General features: G+C 61.1%; 16 protein-coding genes. 11 read left to right on the top strand and 5 right to left on the bottom strand.

The window, feature by feature from the left end:
* Nucleotides 1–164 precede the first annotated feature (164 nt).
* The 5 genes from ACZ0AZ_RS07600 to gcvP all read left to right on the top strand — a co-directional run bounded on the left by ACZ0AZ_RS07600 (nt 165) and on the right by gcvP (nt 7,997).
* A complete protein-coding gene (locus ACZ0AZ_RS07600) occupies nt 165–1,169 on the top strand; it encodes an extracellular solute-binding protein (protein ID WP_129997885.1) in 1,005 nt (334 codons plus the stop codon).
* Between the two features lie 147 nt (nt 1,170–1,316).
* The gene (locus ACZ0AZ_RS07595; RefSeq protein ID WP_463537152.1) at nt 1,317–2,930 is read left to right on the top strand and encodes an ABC transporter permease; all 1,614 of its coding nucleotides are present in this window, start codon (nt 1,317–1,319) and stop codon (nt 2,928–2,930) included.
* 423 nt (nt 2,931–3,353) lie between these two features.
* Nucleotides 3,354–4,436, top strand: coding sequence for a glycine cleavage system aminomethyltransferase GcvT (gene gcvT, locus ACZ0AZ_RS07590; RefSeq protein WP_039757440.1), 1,083 nt, complete (start codon nt 3,354–3,356; stop codon nt 4,434–4,436).
* Nucleotides 4,437–4,484: 48 nt separating this feature from the next.
* Entirely contained in the window at nt 4,485–4,868 is a 384-nt protein-coding gene (gcvH, locus tag ACZ0AZ_RS07585) for a glycine cleavage system protein GcvH (RefSeq protein ID WP_463537151.1), read from the top strand.
* A 255-nt stretch (nt 4,869–5,123) separates the two neighbouring features.
* Nucleotides 5,124–7,997 carry an aminomethyl-transferring glycine dehydrogenase gene (gene gcvP / locus ACZ0AZ_RS07580; protein WP_463537150.1) on the top strand — a complete coding sequence of 958 codons (2,874 nt, stop codon included), beginning with the start codon at nt 5,124–5,126 and terminating at the stop codon, nt 7,995–7,997.
* A gap of 175 nt (nt 7,998–8,172) precedes the next feature.
* Here the strand turns inward: gcvP and ACZ0AZ_RS07575 are convergent, their stop codons facing one another.
* The 3 genes from ACZ0AZ_RS07575 to ACZ0AZ_RS07565 all read right to left on the bottom strand — a co-directional run bounded on the left by ACZ0AZ_RS07575 (nt 8,173) and on the right by ACZ0AZ_RS07565 (nt 10,775).
* A complete protein-coding gene (locus ACZ0AZ_RS07575; protein WP_463538767.1) occupies nt 8,173–8,493 on the bottom strand; it encodes a DUF2388 domain-containing protein in 321 nt (106 codons plus the stop codon).
* 66 nt (nt 8,494–8,559) lie between these two features.
* A complete protein-coding gene (gene tfpB / locus ACZ0AZ_RS07570) occupies nt 8,560–10,344 on the bottom strand; it encodes a type IV pilus assembly ATPase TfpB (RefSeq protein ID WP_129997881.1) in 1,785 nt (594 codons plus the stop codon).
* A gap of 92 nt (nt 10,345–10,436) precedes the next feature.
* Nucleotides 10,437–10,775, bottom strand: a complete 339-nt coding sequence (locus ACZ0AZ_RS07565; RefSeq protein ID WP_129997880.1) for a hypothetical protein — start codon at nt 10,773–10,775, stop codon at nt 10,437–10,439.
* 125 nt (nt 10,776–10,900) lie between these two features.
* Here ACZ0AZ_RS07565 and ACZ0AZ_RS07560 point away from each other — a divergent pair, with 125 nt between their 5' ends.
* Complete coding sequence (locus tag ACZ0AZ_RS07560; RefSeq protein ID WP_024014730.1) at nt 10,901–11,365, top strand: Lrp/AsnC family transcriptional regulator; 465 nt, start codon at nt 10,901–10,903, stop codon at nt 11,363–11,365.
* A gap of 89 nt (nt 11,366–11,454) precedes the next feature.
* Here the strand turns inward: ACZ0AZ_RS07560 and ACZ0AZ_RS07555 are convergent, their stop codons facing one another.
* On the bottom strand, nt 11,455–12,825 hold the full coding sequence (locus ACZ0AZ_RS07555) for a CYTH domain-containing protein (protein WP_129997879.1): 1,371 nt from the start codon (nt 12,823–12,825) through the stop codon (nt 11,455–11,457).
* A gap of 156 nt (nt 12,826–12,981) precedes the next feature.
* Between ACZ0AZ_RS07555 and argE the strand changes: the two genes are divergently transcribed.
* Nucleotides 12,982–14,136, top strand: coding sequence for an acetylornithine deacetylase (gene argE / locus ACZ0AZ_RS07550; RefSeq protein ID WP_463537149.1), 1,155 nt, complete (start codon nt 12,982–12,984; stop codon nt 14,134–14,136).
* 262 nt (nt 14,137–14,398) lie between these two features.
* Nucleotides 14,399–15,700 carry an amino-acid N-acetyltransferase gene (gene argA, locus ACZ0AZ_RS07545; protein WP_129997877.1) on the top strand — a complete coding sequence of 434 codons (1,302 nt, stop codon included), beginning with the start codon at nt 14,399–14,401 and terminating at the stop codon, nt 15,698–15,700.
* Between the two features lie 139 nt (nt 15,701–15,839).
* On the opposite strand, the gene tauA is transcribed toward argA, so the two are convergent.
* A complete protein-coding gene (tauA, locus tag ACZ0AZ_RS07540; RefSeq protein ID WP_129997876.1) occupies nt 15,840–16,829 on the bottom strand; it encodes a taurine ABC transporter substrate-binding protein in 990 nt (329 codons plus the stop codon).
* 364 nt (nt 16,830–17,193) lie between these two features.
* Between tauA and ACZ0AZ_RS07535 the strand changes: the two genes are divergently transcribed.
* The 3 genes from ACZ0AZ_RS07535 to ssuE all read left to right on the top strand — a co-directional run bounded on the left by ACZ0AZ_RS07535 (nt 17,194) and on the right by ssuE (nt 20,382).
* Nucleotides 17,194–18,537, top strand: coding sequence for an OprD family porin (locus tag ACZ0AZ_RS07535; protein ID WP_039757452.1), 1,344 nt, complete (start codon nt 17,194–17,196; stop codon nt 18,535–18,537).
* Nucleotides 18,538–18,829: 292 nt separating this feature from the next.
* Nucleotides 18,830–19,468 carry a peroxiredoxin gene (locus tag ACZ0AZ_RS07530; RefSeq protein WP_129997875.1) on the top strand — a complete coding sequence of 213 codons (639 nt, stop codon included), beginning with the start codon at nt 18,830–18,832 and terminating at the stop codon, nt 19,466–19,468.
* A 320-nt stretch (nt 19,469–19,788) separates the two neighbouring features.
* The gene (ssuE, locus tag ACZ0AZ_RS07525) at nt 19,789–20,382 is read left to right on the top strand and encodes an NADPH-dependent FMN reductase (protein ID WP_039757455.1); all 594 of its coding nucleotides are present in this window, start codon (nt 19,789–19,791) and stop codon (nt 20,380–20,382) included.
* Nucleotides 20,383–20,417 lie beyond the last annotated feature (35 nt).

The raw sequence follows: 20,417 nt of genomic DNA, 5'->3' as shown, positions 1-20,417 counted from the left end.
TGCATTCCAATGTGGGAGCGAGCCTGCTCGCGAAAGCGTCCGCCCACTTACCGCAGTTTTGAGCCGTGCAACATCTGGTAACGCCTTCCCCCAGTGTTCGATTGTGGTGGTAAATGTGAGTCCTTATCATTTGGCCCACATTTCCCGAGCGAGAGACCACTCCCATGTTGGCACCCAAGCGTCTTCTGACCGCACTGGCCTTGACCCTGATCGGCAGCACCACTGCCCAGGCTGCCGATGAGGTGGTGGTTTACTCGTCGCGTATCGATGAGCTGATCAAACCGGTATTCGACGCCTACACCGCCAAGACCGGGGTGAAGATCAAGTTCATCACCGACAAGGAAGCGCCGCTGATGCAACGCATCAAGGCCGAAGGTGAAAACGCCACCGCCGACCTGCTGCTCACCGTCGATGCCGGCAACCTCTGGCAGGCCGAGCAGATGGGCATCCTCCAGCCGTTCACTTCAAAGACCATCGACGCCAACATCCCCCTGCAATATCGCTCGTCCACCCACGCCTGGACCGGCCTGAGCCTGCGCGCGCGGACCATCGCCTATTCCACCGAGCGAGTGAAACCGGGCGAACTGACCACCTACGAAGCGCTGGCCGACAAGAACTGGGAAGGCCGCCTGTGCCTGCGTACGGCGAAGAAGGTCTACAACCAGTCGCTGACCGCGACCATGATTGAAGTCCACGGCGCCGAGAAGACCGAGCAGATCCTCAAGGGCTGGGTCAACAACCTGTCCACCGACGTGTTCTCCGATGACGTTGCAGTGCTGGAAGCGATCAACGCCGGGCAGTGCGACGTCGGCATCGTCAACACCTACTACTACGGTCGCCTGCACAAGCAAAAGCCAGAATTGCCAGTGAAGCTGTTCTGGCCGAACCAAGCCGATCGCGGCGTGCACGTGAATCTGTCGGGCATCGGCCTGACCAAACATGCACCGCACCCGGAAGCGGCCAAGGCTCTGGTTGAATGGATGACCACGCCTGAGGCACAGAAGATTTTTGCAGATGTGAACCAGGAATTCCCGGCCAACCCGGCGGTGGCGCCTTCGGAAGAAGTGGCGGCGTGGGGCAAGTTTGTCGCCGATACCTTGCCGGTTGAGGTGGCGGGCAAACGTCAGGCTGAGGCGATCCGGATGATGGATCGGGCGGGGTGGAACTGAGGCGTTTGCGATTGATCGTTCCCACGCTCCGCGTGGGAATGCAGCCTTCGACGCTCTGCGTCGTGCCGCTGAAAGCGTGACGCGGAGCGTCACAGGATGTGTGCCCACGCAGAGCGTGGGCACAATCATTTGAACGAGATTGTTTCCTTGGCCCACCCCGCCCAGCGCCGCTGGTACCCCATCGTCTTCGCCATCGCCGCGCTGGTGCTGTTGCCGCTGAGCGTGCTGCTGCTGTCGTGGCAAACCATCGACCAGCAGATCTGGTCGCACCTGTGGCAAACCCAGATGCCGCGTCTGCTCGGTAATACCCTGACGCTGATCCTCGGCGTCGGTGTCGGTGTAACCCTGCTTGGCGTCAGTCTCGCCTGGCTCACCAGCCTCTGCGAATTCCCCGGTCGGCGCTGGCTCGACTGGGCGCTGATGCTGCCCTTCGCCATCCCTGCCTATGTACTGGCGTTTGTCTTCGTCGGCCTGCTGGATTTCGCCGGCCCGGTGCAAACCCTGCTGCGCGAATGGTTCGGCAGCGGCCTGCGCCTGCCGCGAGTGCGCTCCACCGGCGGGGTGATCGTGGTGCTGGTGCTGGTCTTCTACCCCTACGTTTACCTGCTGGCGCGTACTGCGTTTCTGGCTCAGGGCAAAGGCCTGATGGAAGCGGCGCGGGTGCTCGGGCAATCGCCGTGGCAGGCGTTCTGGCGGGTTGCGCTGCCGATGGCGCGTCCGGCGATCGGCGCGGGCGTGGCGCTGGCGCTGATGGAAACCCTCGCCGATTTTGGCGCTGTATCGGTGTTCAATTTCGACACCTTCACAACGGCCATCTACAAGACCTGGTACGGCTTCTTCAGCCTGCCCAGCGCTGCGCAACTGGCCAGTCTGTTGCTGCTCGTGGTGATGCTGGTGCTGTACGGCGAGCGCCGCGCGCGCGGGGCGAATCGGGCCAGCAATGAGCGGCCACGGGTGAAGGCGCTGTATCACTTGCGCGGGCTCAAAGCGTTCGCGGCGACAGGCTGGTGTGGATTGGTATTCGCCTGCGCCTTCGTCATTCCGGTTCTGCAACTGGTCGTCTGGTTCTGGCAGCGCGGACGCTTCGATCTGGATGAACGCTACGCCGGGCTGATTCTGCACACGCTGTATCTGGGCGCGATGGCCGCTCTGATCACCGTCAGCGTTGCGCTGTTGTTGGCGTTCGCCCGGCGTCTGGCGCCGACCCCAGCCATCAACTCCGGCGTCGGCCTGGCCAATCTCGGCTACGCCTTGCCTGGTTCGGTGCTGGCGGTGTCGATCATGCTCGCCTTCAGTTATCTGGATCGTGAACTGGTGATTCCGCTCTCCGCCTGGCTCGGTGGTGCCGGCAAACCGTTGCTGCTTGGCAGCCTCGCGGCGTTGCTGATGGCGTATCTGGTGCGCTTCATTGCCGTGGCGTATGGACCTCTGGAAAGCAGTCTGGCGCGTATACGGCCATCTTTGCCCGAAGCGGCACGTAGCCTGGGTGTCAGTGGGCCGCGACTGTTTTTCAAAGTGTATCTGCCGCTGTTGCTGCCCGGCACCTTGAGCGCCGCGTTGCTGGTGTTCGTCGATGTGCTCAAGGAAATGCCCGCGACCCTGCTGATGCGCCCGTTTGGCTGGGACACGCTGGCGGTGCGCATCTTCGAAATGACCAGCGAAGGCGAATGGGCGCGCGCCTCATTGCCGGCATTGACGCTGGTGCTGGTTGGCCTGTTGCCGGTGATCGGATTGATTCGACGTTCCGCGCACCGAAACTAGGGGGCGTTCTCGATTGGTTTCCCCACCGCGCCGGGTCTGCTGTTGTGCAGGGCAAGACGCGAGAAGCGTGGTTTGGTTGTTCCAAATAAGCTTCGAGCAACGCAGCCCTGCACAACAGCAGGCCCGGCCCTCCGGGTTGTGCCTAAAAGCGAGCCAGCCTGCGTTGCAGGCCTTGAAAAGGGAATACCATTCCCAGCGGCCTGCGCCTAGCCTGGCTCGCTTTTAGGCGACAACGCGGTGGGGAAACCAATTGAGAACGCCCCCGTAGTAGTGAGTCCTACATCATGCGGCTACAATGCGCGGCATTCGGTGCGGTTCGTCTGACAGACCCGTGCGCTGGAATCGACTGAAAGCCTTATCCATCAAGGCTTTCAGCCGTATAGCGGCGGTCCGCACCCTCGCCACGCCCGGAAGGAGAAACCCATGGGACAGCGTACGCCTCTGTATGACCTGCACCTCGCGCTTGGCGCGAAGATGGTCGATTTTGGCGGTTGGGACATGCCATTGCATTACGGCTCGCAGGTCGAGGAGCACCACGAAGTGCGCCGCGATTGCGGGGTGTTCGATGTTTCCCATATGACCGTGATCGATGTCACCGGCGCCCAGGCCAAGGCCTGGCTTCAGCATTTGCTGGCCAACGACGTCGAACGTCTGCACAGCCCCGGCCGGGCGTTGTACAGCACCATGCTCAACGAGCGTGGCGGCATCGTCGACGACATGATCGTCTATCGCCTCGACGATGCGTACCGGCTGGTATTCAACGCCTCCACCCGCGATCAGGATCTGGCCTGGATGAACGCCCAGCTCGGCGCTTACGACGTGCAGTTGCACGAGCGCGCCGAGCTGGCGATGCTCGCCATTCAGGGCCCGCAGGCGCGGCACAAGATTGCCGAACTGGTCACCCAGTCGCGCGCCACGCTGATCCAGCAACTCAAACCTTTCGAAGGCGCCATTGACGGCGACTGGTTCATCGCGCGTACCGGCTACACCGGCGAGGATGGCCTGGAAATCTGCCTGCCGGCGAATCAGGCGCCGGGTTTCTTCAACGACCTCGTCGGCGCCGGCATTTCGCCGATCGGCCTCGGTGCCCGTGACACCTTGCGTGTCGAGGCCGGAATGAACCTGTACGGTCAGGACATTCATCAGGACGTTTCGCCGCTGGCCTCGAACATGGCCTGGAGCATCGCCTGGGAGCCGGCCTCGCGGCAGTTCATCGGCCGTGCGGCGCTGGAGGCGGAAAAAGCCACCGGCGTGGCGCACAAACTGGTCGGTCTGGTGCTGGAAGAGCGCGGGGTTTTGCGTGCTCACCAGGTGGTTCGCATCGCCGATGTTGGCGAAGGGGAGATCACCAGTGGTAGTTTCTCTCCTACGCTGAGCAAATCGATTGCCCTGGCGCGTGTACCGATGGCAACCGCCGACCGCGCCGAAGTGGAAATCCGTGGCAAGTGGTACCCGGTACGGGTGGTCAAACCGACCTTCGTACGCCATGGCAAGACTTTGATCTAACCTTTTTTGGCGGGCACGACCGCTGACCAATTCCTGAGGAAACCGAAGATGAGCGATATCCCTGCCGAACTGCGATTTGCCGAGAGTCATGAATGGGCGCGTCTGGAAGCCGACGGCACCGTCACCGTGGGCATCAGCGATCACGCGCAGGAAGCGCTGGGCGACGTGGTATTCGTCGAACTGACCGAAGTCGGCAAGGTCTTCGCTGCCGGTGATCAATCCGGTGTGGTCGAGTCGGTAAAAGCCGCCTCCGACATCTACGCCCCGGTCAGCGGTGAGGTCATCGCGATCAACGAAGACCTGAGCGGCTCGCCCGAGCTGCTGAACTCCGACCCGTACGGCGCGTGGATTTTCAAGCTCAAGCCAAGCGACAAGGCCGAGCTGGACAAGCTGCTCGATGCTGGCGCGTACAAGGCTGCCATTGGCGAGTAAGCGTTAAGCAACACCGCAAAGCCCCGACCTGTCGGGGCTTTTTTGTGCACGATGATTTCCCCCTGTGGGAGCGGGCTTGCTCGCGAAGGCGGTGTATCAGACACATTCATGTCGACTGACAAACCGCCTTCGCGAGCAAGCCCGCTCCCACAATGGAAATGCGTCTGATACTGGAATATTGGGCGCGATACGGGCTGCTATGCTGGTTTGACCGTGTTGCAATGACGCCGAGCGCAAGCCAAGAGAGAGCCCGTCATGTCCCAGTCGCCGTCCCTGAGCCAGTTACGCGATCCCGAAGCCTTTCTGCGCCGCCATCTCGGCCCGGATGCCGCCGAGCAGCAGGCGATGCTCGACAGCCTCGGCCTGGGCAGTCGCGCCGAGCTGATCGAACAGACCGTGCCGCCAGGCATTCGCTTCAATCGCGCACTGGATCTGCCGCCGGCCCTCGACGAACAGGCTGCGCTGGCGAAGCTGCGCGGTTATGCCGAGCAGAATCAGCTGTTCACCAGCCTGATCGGCATGGGCTATCACGGCACCGTCACGCCAACCGTCATTTTGCGCAACGTCCTGGAAAATCCCGGCTGGTACACCGCGTACACCCCGTACCAACCGGAGATCGCCCAGGGCCGGCTCGAAGCGCTGCTCAATTTTCAGCAACTGACCATCGACCTCACCGGCTTGGAACTGGCCAACGCCTCGCTACTCGATGAGGCCACCGCAGCGGCCGAAGCCATGGCTTTGGCCAAGCGCGTAGCGAAGTCCAAGAGCAATCTGTTCTTTGTTGACGAAAACTGCCATCCGCAGACCCTCTCAGTAGTGCAGACCCGTGCCGAAGGTTTCGGCTTCGAGCTGATCGTCGACGCGGTGGATAACCTGGCGCAGCACGAGGTGTTCGGCGCGCTGCTGCAATATCCCGACACCCACGGCGAAATCCGCGACCTCAAACCGCTGATCGATCACCTGCACGCGCATCAGGCCCTGGCCTGTGTCGCCACCGATTTGCTCAGCCTGCTGGTGCTGACGCCGCCGGGTGAGTTGGGTGCCGATGTGGTGTTCGGTTCGTCCCAGCGTTTCGGTGTGCCGATGGGTTATGGCGGCCCGCACGCGGCGTTCTTCGCCAGCCGCGAGGAATACAAACGGGCGATTCCGGGGCGAATCATCGGTGTATCGAAAGATGCTCGCGGCAACGTCGCGCTGCGCATGGCCCTGCAAACCCGCGAGCAACACATCCGCCGCGAGAAAGCCAATTCGAACATCTGCACGGCGCAGGTGCTGCTGGCCAATATCGCCAGTTGCTACGCGGTGTATCACGGCCCCGAGGGCTTGAAGCGGATTGCCCAGCGCGTGCATCGCCTGACCTGCCTCCTCGCGGAAGGGCTCCAGCGCAACGGCATCAAACGGCTCAACAGGCACTTCTTCGACACGCTGACTCTGGAGGTCGGCGGTGCACAGACGGCGATCATCGAAAGTGCTCAGGCAGCGCAGATCAACCTGCGCATTCTCGGGCGCGGTCGCGTTGGGCTGAGTCTGGACGAGACCTGTGATGAGCACACCGTGGCGAAACTGTTCGATGTGCTGCTCGGCGCCGATCACGGCTTCAGCGTTGATGCGCTGGATGCGCAAGACATTGCCTCGGGACTTCCCGACGAACTCCGGCGCAGCACACCATATCTGCGCCATCCAGTGTTCAATGCGCACCACAGCGAAACCGAGATGTTGCGTTACCTCAAGCAGCTGGAAAACAAGGATCTGGCGCTCAACCAGTCGATGATCCCGCTGGGCTCGTGCACGATGAAACTCAACGCCACCAGCGAGATGATCCCGATCACCTGGCCGCAGTTCGCCCATCTGCATCCGTTCGTGCCGAGGGAGCAGGCGGTCGGTTACACGCTGATGATCGAGGAGCTTGAGCGTTGGCTCTGCGCGATTACCGGTTTCGATGCGATCTGCATGCAGCCAAACTCCGGCGCGCAGGGCGAGTACGCCGGGCTTTTGGCGATTCGCAAATATCATGAAAGCCGGCGCGAGGGCGCGCGGGATATCTGCCTGATTCCGTCGTCGGCCCACGGCACCAACCCGGCCTCGGCGCAGATGGCCGGGATGCGTGTGGTGATTGTCGAATGTGATGAGGCGGGCAATGTCGATCTGGATGATTTGATGCTGAAAGCCGCCGAGGCCGGGAACAAGTTGTCGTGCCTCATGGCGACCTACCCGTCGACCCACGGGGTTTACGAGGAGGGCATCAGCGAAATCTGCGCAGTGATTCACCAGCATGGCGGCCAGGTGTACATGGATGGCGCCAATCTCAATGCCCAGGTCGGCCTGGCCAGACCGGCGGACATCGGCGCCGACGTGTCGCACATGAATTTGCACAAGACCTTCTGCATTCCCCATGGCGGCGGCGGGCCGGGCATGGGCCCGATCGGCGTTCGTGCGCACTTGGCGCCGTTTGTGGCCAACCACCCGGTGGTGCCGATCGACGGGCCGCTGGCGCAGAACGGCGCGGTCAGCGCAGCGCCGTGGGGTAGCGCGAGCATTTTACCGATCAGCTGGATGTACATCGCCATGATGGGCCCGCAACTGGCGGACGCCAGCGAGGTGGCGATTCTGGTGGCGAATTATCTGGCGCAGCATTTATCTGGCGCGTTTCCGGTGCTGTATACCGGGCGCAATGGCCGCGTGGCGCATGAATGCATTCTTGATCTGCGCCCGCTGAAGGCGCAGACCGGCATCAGCGAGGAAGACGTCGCCAAGCGGCTGATGGATTACGGTTTCCACGCGCCGACCATGTCCTTCCCGGTGCCGGGGACGTTGATGGTCGAGCCGACCGAGAGCGAGTCCAAGGCAGAGCTCGACCGCTTCATCGCGGCGATGCTGAGCATTCGCGCCGAGATCAATGAAGTGCAGAAGGGCAACTGGCCGGCGGAAGATAACCCGCTGAAACGCGCGCCGCATACCTTGGCCGATGTCACTGGACTCTGGGAACGGCCCTACAGCCTGGAACAGGCCATCACCCCGGATGCGCACACGCGCTTGCACAAATATTGGCCGGCAGTGAATCGGGTGGATAACGTTTACGGCGATCGCAATCTGTATTGCGCTTGTGTGCCGGTGGATGATTACCGCTGATCTCTAAATCCACCACCGTCCCTGTGGGAGCGAGCCTGCTCGCGAAAGCAATCGTCCAGCCAGCATTTTCGGTGACTGGCTCACCGCTATCGCGAGCAGGCTCGCTCCCACAAGGGATGGTGATGAGGCGGTAATTTGGGCAAAAAAATGCCGCTCGTTTGAGCGGCATTTTTTATTACTCCGAAGCCACGGCGTTCTTCGCCAGGATCGCGTTCGCCAGTTCCATGTCCGAAGCCTGCAGGGCCGGGTTGTCGGCGCGGACTTTCTGCATCGCCGCTTCCAGGTACGGGCCACGGATACCGCCGTCGCTGGCGACGAAGCTGCCGGCGTCGTCCTGGGCGGCGACGATCAGCTTGTGATCCTTGAAGGTCAGGTAGGTCGAACCGGTGGTGGCACCGGAGGAGATGACGTTACGCCAAAAGCTGTCCGCCATGGCCGAACCAACGGGAAGCGACAGCAGGGCCAAGGTGGCGACAGCAAGTTTGAGACGCATGATGAGGTGACTCCTGGGGATTGACTACGGCGTTGGATAGGCGATTCCCCGGTCCAGTTCCGTGCCGAGCTATTTCAACTCACTTTGTGGCGTCACCCGCAGCACTTCTTCCACCGTGGTCAGCCCTGCCGCGACTTTCTGCGCCCCTGAGAGGCGCAGGCTGCGCATGCCTTCCTTGAAGGCCTGGCGGCGAATCGCGGTGAGGTCGGTATCCGGGGTGATCAGCGCCTTGAGGCTGTCGCTCAGTTGCATGATTTCGTAAACGCCGGCGCGGCCGCGATAACCGGTGTCGCGGCATTCCAGGCAGCCGATAGCCCGCTGCGCATTGCTCGGCAGTGGCGCCTGCCAGGGTCGGGTCAGGGTTTGCCAGTCTTCTTCATCGAGCGTCAACGGCGCCTTGCAGTGCGGGCACAACGTGCGCACCAGACGCTGGGCCATGACGCCGAGCACGGTGGCCTTGATCAGGTAATGCGGCACGCCCAGTTCGAGCAAACGGCTGATGGCGCTTGGCGCATCGTTGGTGTGCAGCGTCGACAGAACCAGGTGCCCAGTGAGCGCGGCCTGAATCGCCATTTCCGCAGTTTCCAGATCGCGGATCTCGCCGATCATGATGATGTCCGGGTCCTGCCGCATCAGCGCCCGGACCCCGGCGGCGAAGGTCAGCTCGATGTTGTGCTGCACCTGCATCTGGTTGAAGGCCGGCTCGACCATTTCGATCGGATCTTCGATGGTGCAGAGGTTGACCTCCGGTGTCGCCAGTTTTTTCAGCGTGGTGTACAGGGTCGTGGTCTTGCCCGAACCGGTCGGCCCGGTGACCAGAATGATGCCGTTGGGTTGACGGGTCATGTCCTGCCAGCGGCGCAAATCGTCGACGCTGAAACCCAACTGGTCAAAATTCTTCAGCAGCACTTCCGGGTCGAAAATCCGCATGACCATTTTTTCGCCGAACGCCGTCGGCAAGGTCGATAGCCGCAGCTCCACTTCGCCGCCATCGGGGGTCTTGGTCTTGACCCGGCCGTCCTGGGGTTTGCGCTTTTCCGCGACGTTCATGCGGCCGAGGCTTTTCAGGCGGCTGACAATCGCCATGGTCACCTGCGGCGGGAATTGATAGACGTTGTGCAGCACGCCGTCGATGCGAAAGCGCACGGTGCCGTGCTCACGGCGCGGTTCGATATGGATATCGCTGGCGCGCTGCTGGAAAGCGTACTGGAACAGCCAGTCGACGATGTTGACGATGTGCGCGTCGTTGGCGTCCGGCTCCTGGTCGCTGGCGCCGAGGTTGAGCAGTTGTTCGAAATTGCCGAGGTTGCCGCCCTGGGCGTCGGCATTGCTGGCGCCGCTGACCGATTTGGCCAGCCGGAAAAACTCGACGCTGAAGCGCTGGATGTCGACCGGGTTGGCCACGACCCGTTTGATCGGCAGCTTCAATACGTGGGTCAGATCGGCTTCCCAACCGCTGACGTAGGGCTGAGCGCTGGCCACGGTGACCGAGTCGCGGTCCACGGCGACGGCGAGAATTTTGTGGCGCTGGGCGAAGGCATACGACATCAGCGGCGTGATCGCCGCGACATTGATTTTCAGCGGATCGATGCGCAAGTACGGCTGGCCGGCCTGCTGCGCCAGCCACAGGGTCAGGCTTTCCAGATCCAGATATTTGCCCGGACGGCTGAGGTCGTCGAGTTGCTGGCTGGCGATGAATTCCAGCGGATGCATCTGCCCGTGAGCCGCATGGCGACGGCGGGCATTGAGCGCCTGTTCCGCCGCGTCCTGGCAGATGAAGCCTTGGGCGACCAGTTCTCGCAACACATCGTTGAGGTCGAGCCAGCGGTCCTGAGTGACAAATTGAACGGACATGCGGCTTTCCTTTTTGAGCGTCATGCGCAAAAGGATAGTCGTGGCCCCGCTGACCGTTGGGCCACTACCCGACGAAGCCGTTGCCGGATTTGTCAGCCGGTAGCCTGGGCGGGCGCCTGCCAGGCCGCGTCGGCGTTGTGCAGGTCCACCGCGCAGACGCTGATCAGGTTGCGCAGTTTTTCCGCGATCACTTGCGCGCGGTGCCAGCTCAGGCCGCTCATGAGCAGATCGATCGACAGCAGATCGTCCTGGCGCTGGACGTTGACCTGCTCCGGAGTCAGAAACTGCAAGGCGAACAGATTCAGCACGCGCACCAGCAGATCCGGCTCGGCCTCGGCGAGGATTTGGTATTGCGCCAGGCAGTGGGCGTTGTTGACGTTCCAGACATCGGCGCGGGCAGGCGCGCTGTTCACGGCTTCAAGGTGCGGCATGGCGAATCTCCAGATCAGTGGAGAAATTTTTACATTCGGTGCGGGGTATTTCTTGGCTATGATCGGCCTTTATAGCGATTTGTCGAAACGGATAATTCGTTAAAGGCGATCTTGGAGGAATTGTTATGCACAGCGAGCTGGACGCTTACGACCGGAAGATCCTCGCCCTGCTGCAGGAAGACGCTTCGCTGTCGAGCGCGCAGATCGCCGAGCAGGTCGGCCTATCGCAATCGCCGTGCTGGCGGCGGATTCAGCGGATGAAGGAGGAGGGCATCATTCGCGGTCAGGTGACCTTGCTTGATCGCAAGAAGATCGGCCTGAACACGCAGATCTTTGCCGAGATCAAACTCAACGCTCACGGCCGCTCGAACTTCACCGAATTCACCGAGGCGATTCGCGGCTTTCCGGAAGTGCTGGAGTGTTATGTGCTGATGGGCGCGGTGGACTTCATGTTGCGCATTGTCGCGGCGGACATTGAGGCGTACGAGCGGTTCTTCTTCGAGAAGCTATCGCTGGTGCCGGGGATACAGGAAGTGAACTCGATCGTGGCGCTGTCGGAGATCAAGTCCACCACCAGCCTGCCGGTTTGAGGTAAGGCAGCTGGCCTCTTCGCGAGCAGGCTCGCTCCCACAGGAGATTGCATTCCAATGTGGGAGCGAGCCTGCTCGCGAAAGCGGTATTACATGCGCAGGAGGATTTTCCAGGCGCGGTTCTGGTACACCGCAATCGCCTGATGCTTGCGCGCATCGAGCAGTTCGTCAGTGATGGTCGGCTCGTTGGCCAGTTGCGCCAGTTTGTTCAGCTCACCGTACAGGCGATCCATTTCCGGAATGTCCAGCACGTTGCGCGCATGGTGCAACCAGACCTGAATGCGCTCGATACGCGGCAGTTGCTCGGCGAGATCTTCCGGCTGCTGCTGATAGCGCTGCAGCTGCAGAGCGGTGGCTTCTTCGCCCAACAGACGCGGCAACCAGCTGTGCAATTGCGCGTCACCCTGACGGTTGCCACGGGTGTTGCGGTCGGCGGTCCAGGTGCGGGCGAGCAGCCAGCGTGAAGCGTTCAGCGAGAACTGGCCCCAGCGCGGGTCTTCCAGCTCTTCAAGGAACTGCTCCGGCGCGGCCTTGCGCACGTCTTCGTCTTCGATGCCGACTTGCACCAGCGGGCGCCAGTCTTCCAGCAAGGCATCGAGGGCCGCGCGCAGGTCGTGGGTCGACTGACGCGGTGCGGCCTGGCCGAGGCTGCTGAGCAGGGCGCGCATTTCCGCAAGGTTCTCGACCCAGTCTTGCAGCAGGCGCCAGTGGCCGTTGAAACGATATTGCTCGGCCAGCCGCTGGCTGCTGCCGAGCAGATGCCAGCTCAGCGCGGCGAAGGCGTCGTCGAGGCGGGTTTCGCTGGTCAACTGCGGCGCCGGCAGGCTCAGCGAATAGCTGTTTGCATCGTGAAGACGATAGCCGCGCTCGGCCTTGCTGATATCGCACGGCATCAGCGCCAGGGTTTCGGCCAGTTCGGCAGCCAGTTCCAGCAGCGCGGCCGGCTCGCCTTCGCGCAGTTCCAGTTCCAGCTCGCAGATTTCTTCCTTCTGCTTGCCGACCACCACATGACCGAGGTCCAGGGCGGCTTCGATGACCACTTTGGTCTTGCCACGGCCCCAGGCGATTTCGGCGCGCTCGCGGACGAAATCGGTGGTGAAGATCGGCTTGAGGGTTTTCTTGTCCAGCTCGGCCAGTGCCTCGGGCCAGCATTCGCCGTCGAGTTTCTTTACGTCGAGCTTGGCTTTCGGCAGTTTCCAGTCGTACTCGTTACGCTCGGACAGACCGGCGACGCTTTGGCCACGGGTCTTGAGGGTCTGAATCACTTCGTCACCGTCCTTGCGCAGGCGCAGGGCGACTTTGGCCTGGGCGAGGTCGCGCTCGGGGGTGTCGAAGTACTGGTTCATCAACTCACGGCGTTCCCAGCCACTTTTGTTGCGTTTCTTCAGCAGCGGGTGCTCGCGCAGGGCAGCGAGGGTTTCGCGGCTGACGCGGAGTTTGATTTCAGTTTCTTTTTGCATGGCCGGAACATCCAGAATCGGGAGCGCAGCCGGGGGGATGGGTGGCTGCCAAGGCCGTGCAGTGTACAGGAGTCAAACTTCCTACGCCCTGCGGCGGTTTATTCCGCGCGCCGGATGGTTCTATAGTGGGCCTCAATCCGGGACCTGGAGTCAGTGATGCCATTGCCGTCCATGCAAGACCAGTTCGCCGCGCTGATTGCCGCGCCATCGGTCAGCTGTACTCAACCGAACCTGGACCAGTCCAACCGCGCCGTCATTGATTTGCTCGCTGGCTGGCTCGGTGACCTGGGTTTCAGCTGCGATATCCAGCAGGTCAGCCCCGGCAAATTCAATCTGCTTGCCAGTTTCGGCAGCGGCCCCGGTGGCCTGGTGCTGGCCGGGCACAGCGACACTGTGCCGTACGACGACGCGTTGTGGCAGACCGACCCGCTGAAGCTCACCGAAGTCGACGGTCGCTGGGTCGGACTGGGCAGCTGCGACATGAAGGGCTTTTTTGCGCTGATCATCGAAGCCGTGCGGCCGCTGCTTGATCAGCCGTTCAAGCAACCGCTGCTGATCCTCGCCACCTGCGACGAAGAAAGCTCGATGTCCGGCGCCCGAGCGCTGGCCGAGGCCGGGCAACCGTTGGGCCGCGCGGCGGTGATCGGCGAGCCGACCGGGCTCAAGCCGATTCGCATGCACAAAGGCATCATGATGGAGCGCATCGACATCCTCGGGCAGAGTGGCCACTCGTCTGATCCGCGTCTGGGCCACAGCGCCCTTGAAGCGATGCACGATGCCATCGGCGAATTGCGCGGTTTGCGCCTGTTGTGGCAGCGCGAATTCAGCAATCCACAATTCAGCGTGCCGCAACCGACGATGAACTTCGGTTGCATCCATGGTGGCGACAACCCCAATCGCATCTGCGGCCAATGCTCGCTGGAGTTTGACCTGCGGCCGCTGCCGGGCATGGACCCGAACCTGCTGCGCGCGGAAATCCTGCGCAAGCTCAACCCGGTAGCCGAGCGGCACAAGGTGAAGATCGACTACAAGCCGCTGTTCCCGGAAGTGCCGCCCTTCGAGCAGGCCGAGGACGCAGAATTGGTGCGTATCGCCGAAAAGCTCACCGGCCATCGCGCCGAAGCAGTGGCGTTTGGTACCGAAGCGCCTTATCTTCAGCGCCTCGGCTGCGAAACCATCGTCCTCGGCCCCGGTGACATTGCCTGTGCGCATCAACCCGGCGAGTACCTTGAAATGTCACGTTTGCAGCCTACCGTGCATCTGATCCGGCAGTTGATTGAACATTATTGCCTGACGACAGACGAACGATGACGGCCCTGTGTGGGAGCGAGCCTGCTCGCGAAAGCGTTTTGTCAGTCGCCATTGATGAACCTGATCCACCGCTTTCGCGAGCAGGCTCGCTCCCACAGGGTTAAATGTCTTGCATCAACCCGGTAAATTGCCTGCACCACAACCCGTATTCATGAGGAGAGCGCGCGTGTCGCCAAGCCTGTTCCGACGATAACCATCAGCCCGCTGTGCGTTTTTCGTTTCGCCCCTTTTTTCGGCTGCTCTTTATTACAGGCCCAGGTTCATGCCCGAATACGTCAATTGGCTCCGCCACGCGTCTCCTTACATCAATGCCCACCGCGATTGCACCTTCGTCGTCATGCTGCCCGGCGACGGCGTCGAGCATCCGAATTTCGGCAACATCGTCCACGATCTGGTCTTGCTGCACAGCCTCGGCGTGCGCCTGGTGCTGGTGCACGGTTCGCGCCCGCAGATCGAAACCCGCCTCGCCGCCCGTGGCCTGACCCCGCATTACCATCACGGCATGCGCATCACCGATGCCGCAACGCTGGAGTGTGTGATCGATGCGGTCGGCCAGTTGCGCATCGCTATCGAAGCGCGGCTGTCGATGGACATGGCCTCGTCGCCGATGCAGGGCTCGCGTCTGCGCGTGGCCAGCGGCAATCTCGTCACCGCGCGGCCGATCGGCGTGCTGGAAGGTGTCGACTATCACCACACCGGCGAAGTGCGTCGGGTCGATCGCAAGGGCATCAACCGCCTGCTCGACGAGCGCTCGATCGTGCTGCTGTCGCCGTTGGGCTATTCGCCGACCGGCGAGATCTTCAACCTCGCCTGTGAAGACGTCGCCACCCGCGCCGCGATCGATCTGGGCGCGGACAAGCTGCTGTTGTTCGGCGCCGAACTCGGCCTGATCGACGAGAACGGCAAACTGGTGCGCGAACTGCGCCCGCAACAAGTGCCAGCCCATTTGCAGCGTCTGGGCATGAGCAACTATCAAGCGGAGTTGCTCGATGCCGCCGCCGAAGCTTGCCGTGGCGGCGTGGCGCGCAGTCATATCGTCAGTTACGCCGAAGACGGCGCGCTGCTGACCGAGCTATTCACCCGTGACGGTGGCGGTACGCTGGTCGCGCAGGAGCAATTCGAAAGGGTGCGCGAGGCGGCGATTGAAGACGTCGGCGGCCTGCTCGACCTGATCAGTCCGCTGGAAGAGCAGGGCATTCTGGTGCGTCGCTCGCGGGAAGTACTGGAGCGCGAGATCGAACAGTTCAGCGTGGTTGAACGGGAAGGCATGATCATCGCCTGTGCGGCGCTGTATCAGATTGCCGATTCCGATGCTGGCGAGCTGGCGTGTCTGGCGGTGAATCCGGAGTACCGCCACGGCGGCCGCGGTGATGAGTTGCTCGAACGCATCGAAACCCGGGCGCGGGCGCAGGGTTTGAAAACCCTGTTCGTGCTTACCACCCGAACGGCGCACTGGTTCCGCGAGCGCGGGTTCGAGCCAAGCAGCGTAGAACGCCTGCCAGCAGCGCGGGCATCGCTGTACAACTATCAGCGCAACTCGAAGATCTTCGAAAAGACTCTCTGAACAACAGCGAGGTCTCCTGTGGCGAGGGGATTCATCCCCGCTGGGTCGCGTAGCGGCCCCCTGTGTTTTCACCTGGAAACGCAAGGGGACTGCTGCGCAGTCCAACGGGGATAAATCCCCTCACCACAGGGTTCTGCATTCAGTCAGTGATGAATTTAGCGCTGACGTACGGCGAGTAATCCGGCAGCACCGTCTCGACCTTGCCCTGTTCCTTCAAGAATTTTGCCGTTTCGGCAATGGCCTTCGCGGTGCCGCCGTCCAGCAGCGCCGTGGTTTGCTGCGCCTGCGCGTCGGGGAATGCCGACCCGGCCAGCAGTTCCGGTACATCCGCCGCATTGGCGCCGGTCAATTTGGCGATTTTCTGCACAGGCACCGAGTCCGCCGTCCAGCTGTCCTTGTGCGCGGCGTAATCAGCGAACGAGTCCAGGGTGACCCTGGCAAACTTGGCCACGACCTCGGGATGCTTCTCGGCAAAGTCCTTGCGCGCCACCCACACTTCGAAGGTCGGCGCGCCCCACTGGCCGACTTGGGCAGCATCGGTCAGGGTCTTGCCGGTCTTGCGGATCTCGCCCAGCGCTGGTGACCAGACAAACGCCCCGTCGATGTCGCCGCGCTTCCACGCGGCGGCGATCTCGGCCGGTTGCAGATTGACCACTTTGACTTGCGAAGTCGTCAGGCCCCAGTGCTTCAGCGCCCCAAGCAGACTGTAGTGCGAGGTCGACACGAACGGCGTGGCGATGGTTTTACCGATCAGATCCTGCGGCTTGTCGATGCCGCTGCCGTTGCGCACCACCAAGGCTTCGGCGGCATTGATCTGCGCCGAGACGATGAAAGCCACGATCGGTAAATTGCGCGAGGCAGCCGCTGCCAAGGGACTCGAGCCGAGGTTGCCGATCTGTACGTCGCCAGAAGCAATGGCTGTCACTACTTCCGGGCCGCTGTTGAAGCGTCGCCAGTCGATCTTTTCGCCGATGGTTTTTTCATAGACACCATCGGCCTGCGGCACTTTGCTCGGATCAATCCCGGTCTGGTAGCCGACCGTCAGACCGGCGGCATGTGCGGAAAAACAAAACAGTGCCGACACACAAACTGTAACAAATTGACTTGATAGTGCGCGTTTCGCCATGATGCGTCGCCTTTTCGATGGGGTTTGACGTGTTGGGAGTACGGCAAAGCTAATCGATCTAAAAAAAGGTCAACAAATACCATTTAGGAATGAGCTTAGGCGCCGATACGCTGTTTCCCGGCGTGGATGGCCATTAATGGGCCATATACCCGAATGGTATGAAAAAGAATGAATAAATTCTTTTTGGGATTATCAGGAAGTCTTTACGCTGCAGGGACCCAATCACTTGCGATTAGACGATGGTCGTAGACACACAAGGTTACGATTGACTTGGCAGTCACGGTCTGGCGCTAATCGCGAATCTTAGGATTCAGGGCAAATCGACCCCGAACCAGGAACACAAGAATTAGAACGAGAGGAGCGATACATGAACAAGTCCACCTTGGCCCTGGCTGTGGCCGTTGGGGTTATGGCGCAGCAGGCAGGCGCCGCCGGTTTCATCGAAGACAGCAAGGCTACTCTGGGTCTGCGCAACTTCTATATCAACACTGACAACCGTGACGGCGCTGGCGCCAACAAGAACGAAGAGTGGGGTCAAGGCTTCGATCTGCGTTTCATCTCCGGTTACACCCAAGGCACCGTAGGTTTCGGTCTCGACGCCATCGGCCTGCTCGGCATCCGTCTTGATTCGGGCGGCGGCACCAACGGCAACAGCGGCACCGCTTACGGCGGCACCGTGTTCCCGAGCGAGTCCAACGGTAAAGCCGTGGACAACTTCTCCAGCCTGGGTCTGACGGCCAAAGCCAAGATCTCCCAGACTGAATTGAAGCTCGGCACCCTGCAGCCGAAACTGCCAGTCATCGTCACCAACGACGGCCGCCTGCTGCCACAAACCTGGCAGGGCGGTCAGATCACTTCCGGCGAGATCAAGGACCTGACCCTGGTCGGTGGTCAGATCGAAGCGGTAAAAGGTCGTAACTCCAGCAACAACGAAAACTTGTCGATCGGCGGCGCCAACACCCGCGGCACGGCTTTCCGTGACAGCAACAAGTTCATCTACGCCGGTGGTGACTACAAGATCACCAAAGACCTGACTGCCCAGTACTACTACGGCAACCTGGAAGATTTCTACAAGCAGCACTTCCTCGGTCTGGTACACAACTGGTCGATCGGCCCGGGTGTGTTGAAGTCTGACCTGCGTTACTTCAACAGCTCCGACGACGGCAAGAATGGCACTGACTCGGCTTACTACAGCTCGGGTAACTACACCGGTTTCCGTAACGGCCGTGGTGAAGTCGACAACAACCTGTACAGCGGCCTGTTCCTGTACACCGTTGCCGGTCACACCTTCGGTGGCGGTTACCAGGTTTCCAACGGCAGCAGCGACTTCCCTTGGCTGAACCAGGGTGACGGTTCGTCGAACTACACCATCACCGATATGCAGATCCAGAAGTTCGGTCGTGCCGGTGAGAAAACCTGGCAGGCTCGCTACTCCTACGACTTCGCCAAGGTCGGCGTACCTGGCCTGACCGCCGGTGTGGTTTACCTGAAAGGTGACAGCATCGACACCGTGGGCACCAATGGTCGTGAGAGCGCGTCGAACCGCTCCGAGTGGGAACGCGACTTCACCATCGGTTACGTAGTACCGGAAGGCCCGTTCAAGAACGTCGGCCTGATGTGGAAAAACGCTGTATGGCGCACCGACCTGCCGAACACCCGTTCGCAGGATGAAAACCGCCTGATCGTCAGCTACTCGATCCCGCTGCTGTAATCACGCGGCTCGACACGCAGACAAAAAAAGCCCCGTCCGGCATCGCGCCGGACGGGGCTTTTGCGTTTCGAGTCAGGCTCACCCCCGTAAGCCCTTCTCGATTTCCCTCTTTGCTGCAACTCAAGGCCTTCTCGAACCTTGCGTTGGATGTTCGTCGCGATGCCGGTCGGTGTCCAATGAACAGATGTTTAATATTCATTAATGATCTAGATATCTAGTTATTTATTCTTTTTCACGCTGACCGATCACGAGCTACAGTTGTTGTCTCCCATCCCTCATCAGGAGCAGCACCATGAGCCTCAGACTCGGCGACATCGCCCCCGATTTCGAACAGGATTCCAGCGCCGGCAAGATTCGTTTCCACGAATGGCTGGGCGACAGCTGGGGCGTGCTGTTTTCCCATCCGGCGGATTTCACCCCGGTGTGCACCACCGAGCTGGGTTTCACCGCCAAGCTCAAGGATGAATTCAGCCAACGCGGCGTCAAGGCCATCGCGCTGTCGGTCGACCCGGTGGACTCGCACCACAAGTGGATCGAGGACATCAACGAAACCCAGAACACTATCGTCAACTTCCCGATCCTGGCCGATGCCGATCGCAAGGTCTCCGATCTCTACGACCTGATCCATCCGAACGCCAATGACACGTTGACCGTGCGTTCACTGTTCGTGATCGATCCGAACAAGAAGATCCGCTTGACCATCACCTACCCGGCGAGCACCGGGCGCAACTTCCACGAGATTCTGCGGGTGATCGACTCGCTGCAGCTCACCGACAACTACAAGGTCGCCACCCCGGCCAACTGGCAGGACGGTGAAGAGGTGGTGATCGTGCCGTCGCTCAAGGACGAAGACGAGATCAAGCAGCGCTTCCCGAAAGGCTATCGCGCGGTGAAGCCGTACCTGCGCCTGACGCCGCAGCCGAACAGATAAGTCAGTGAGATTTTGATCGTTCCCACGCTCTGCGTGGGAATGCCGCCCGTGACGCTCCGCGTCACAGTGGACGCGGAGCGTCCATGGATTCATTCCCACGCAGAGCGTGGGAACGATCTTCGTGTGACTACAACGCAGGGGAATTCGGCCGTTTCGACGGCCTTTTTTTTCGCCTGCATTCTGTCCGTCCGCATATCTCTTAAATGCATAACCAAATGAATAAATATGATTTATGGATATATAAATCAGCTGGTAAGGTCACTGCCATTGAAGCGAGATCGCAGCCTGCGAATCGCCTGTAACGCTTAAAGGAATCTGCAATGCTGGTCGTCTCACTCGGTGGCAGCCCCAGCCTGCGCTCCCGTTCTGGGGTGCTGCTGGAGCGCTCGCAACGCTGGTTGCAACAGCAAGGGGTGGAAGTGGTGAGTTATCAGGTACGGGATTTCCCGGCCGAGGATCTGCTCCACGCCCGCTTCGACAGCCCGAAGGTCCTCGACCTGCTGCAACAGATCGCAAACGCCGACGGCCTGCTGATCGCCACGCCGGTTTACAAGGCATCGTTTTCCGGGGCGCTGAAGACCCTGCTGGATCTGCTCCCCGAGCGTGCGTTGAATCACAAGGTCGTCTTGCCGATGGCCACCGGCGGCAGCATCGCCCACATGCTGGTGGTCGATTACGCCCTCAAGCCTGTGCTGTCGGCACTCAAAGCGCAGGAAATGCTTCAGGGCATTTTCGCCGAGGACAGCCAGATCGCTTACGGCGAAGGCAGTGCCACCGCGCAACTGGCGCCGGCCCTGGAGCAGCGTTTGCACGAGGCTCTGGACCAGTTCATCGGCGCCATGGCGCGCCGGCCGAAACCGCTGGAGCCGGGCCTGTTGAACGAACGTTTGTTGAGTGCTCGCTGGAGCATTTAAGCCTCACCGGAATTTGAAGTACTGGCCTTACTCGC

Source organism: Pseudomonas sp. AC239 (assembly GCF_979258545.1).
This window is presented reverse-complemented; position numbering and strand designations above follow the sequence as displayed.

Bases quoted from the DNA above. Each gene is read 5' to 3' on its own strand.
- ACZ0AZ_RS07565 (WP_129997880.1), bottom strand. From the start codon at position 10,775: ATGCCGCACCTTGAAGCCGTGAACAGCGCGCCTGCCCGCGCCGATGTC.
- argA (WP_129997877.1), top strand. From the start codon at position 14,399: ATGCCCGAATACGTCAATTGGCTCCGCCACGCGTCTCCTTACATCAAT.
- ACZ0AZ_RS07530 (WP_129997875.1), top strand. From the start codon at position 18,830: ATGAGCCTCAGACTCGGCGACATCGCCCCCGATTTCGAACAGGATTCC.
- ACZ0AZ_RS07600 (WP_129997885.1), top strand. From the start codon at position 165: ATGTTGGCACCCAAGCGTCTTCTGACCGCACTGGCCTTGACCCTGATC.
- ACZ0AZ_RS07560 (WP_024014730.1), top strand. From the start codon at position 10,901: ATGCACAGCGAGCTGGACGCTTACGACCGGAAGATCCTCGCCCTGCTG.
- tfpB (WP_129997881.1), bottom strand. From the start codon at position 10,344: ATGTCCGTTCAATTTGTCACTCAGGACCGCTGGCTCGACCTCAACGAT.
- gcvT (WP_039757440.1), top strand. From the start codon at position 3,354: ATGGGACAGCGTACGCCTCTGTATGACCTGCACCTCGCGCTTGGCGCG.
- argE (WP_463537149.1), top strand. From the start codon at position 12,982: ATGCCATTGCCGTCCATGCAAGACCAGTTCGCCGCGCTGATTGCCGCG.
- ssuE (WP_039757455.1), top strand. From the start codon at position 19,789: ATGCTGGTCGTCTCACTCGGTGGCAGCCCCAGCCTGCGCTCCCGTTCT.
- gcvP (WP_463537150.1), top strand. From the start codon at position 5,124: ATGTCCCAGTCGCCGTCCCTGAGCCAGTTACGCGATCCCGAAGCCTTT.
- ACZ0AZ_RS07555 (WP_129997879.1), bottom strand. From the start codon at position 12,825: ATGCAAAAAGAAACTGAAATCAAACTCCGCGTCAGCCGCGAAACCCTC.
- gcvH (WP_463537151.1), top strand. From the start codon at position 4,485: ATGAGCGATATCCCTGCCGAACTGCGATTTGCCGAGAGTCATGAATGG.
- ACZ0AZ_RS07535 (WP_039757452.1), top strand. From the start codon at position 17,194: ATGAACAAGTCCACCTTGGCCCTGGCTGTGGCCGTTGGGGTTATGGCG.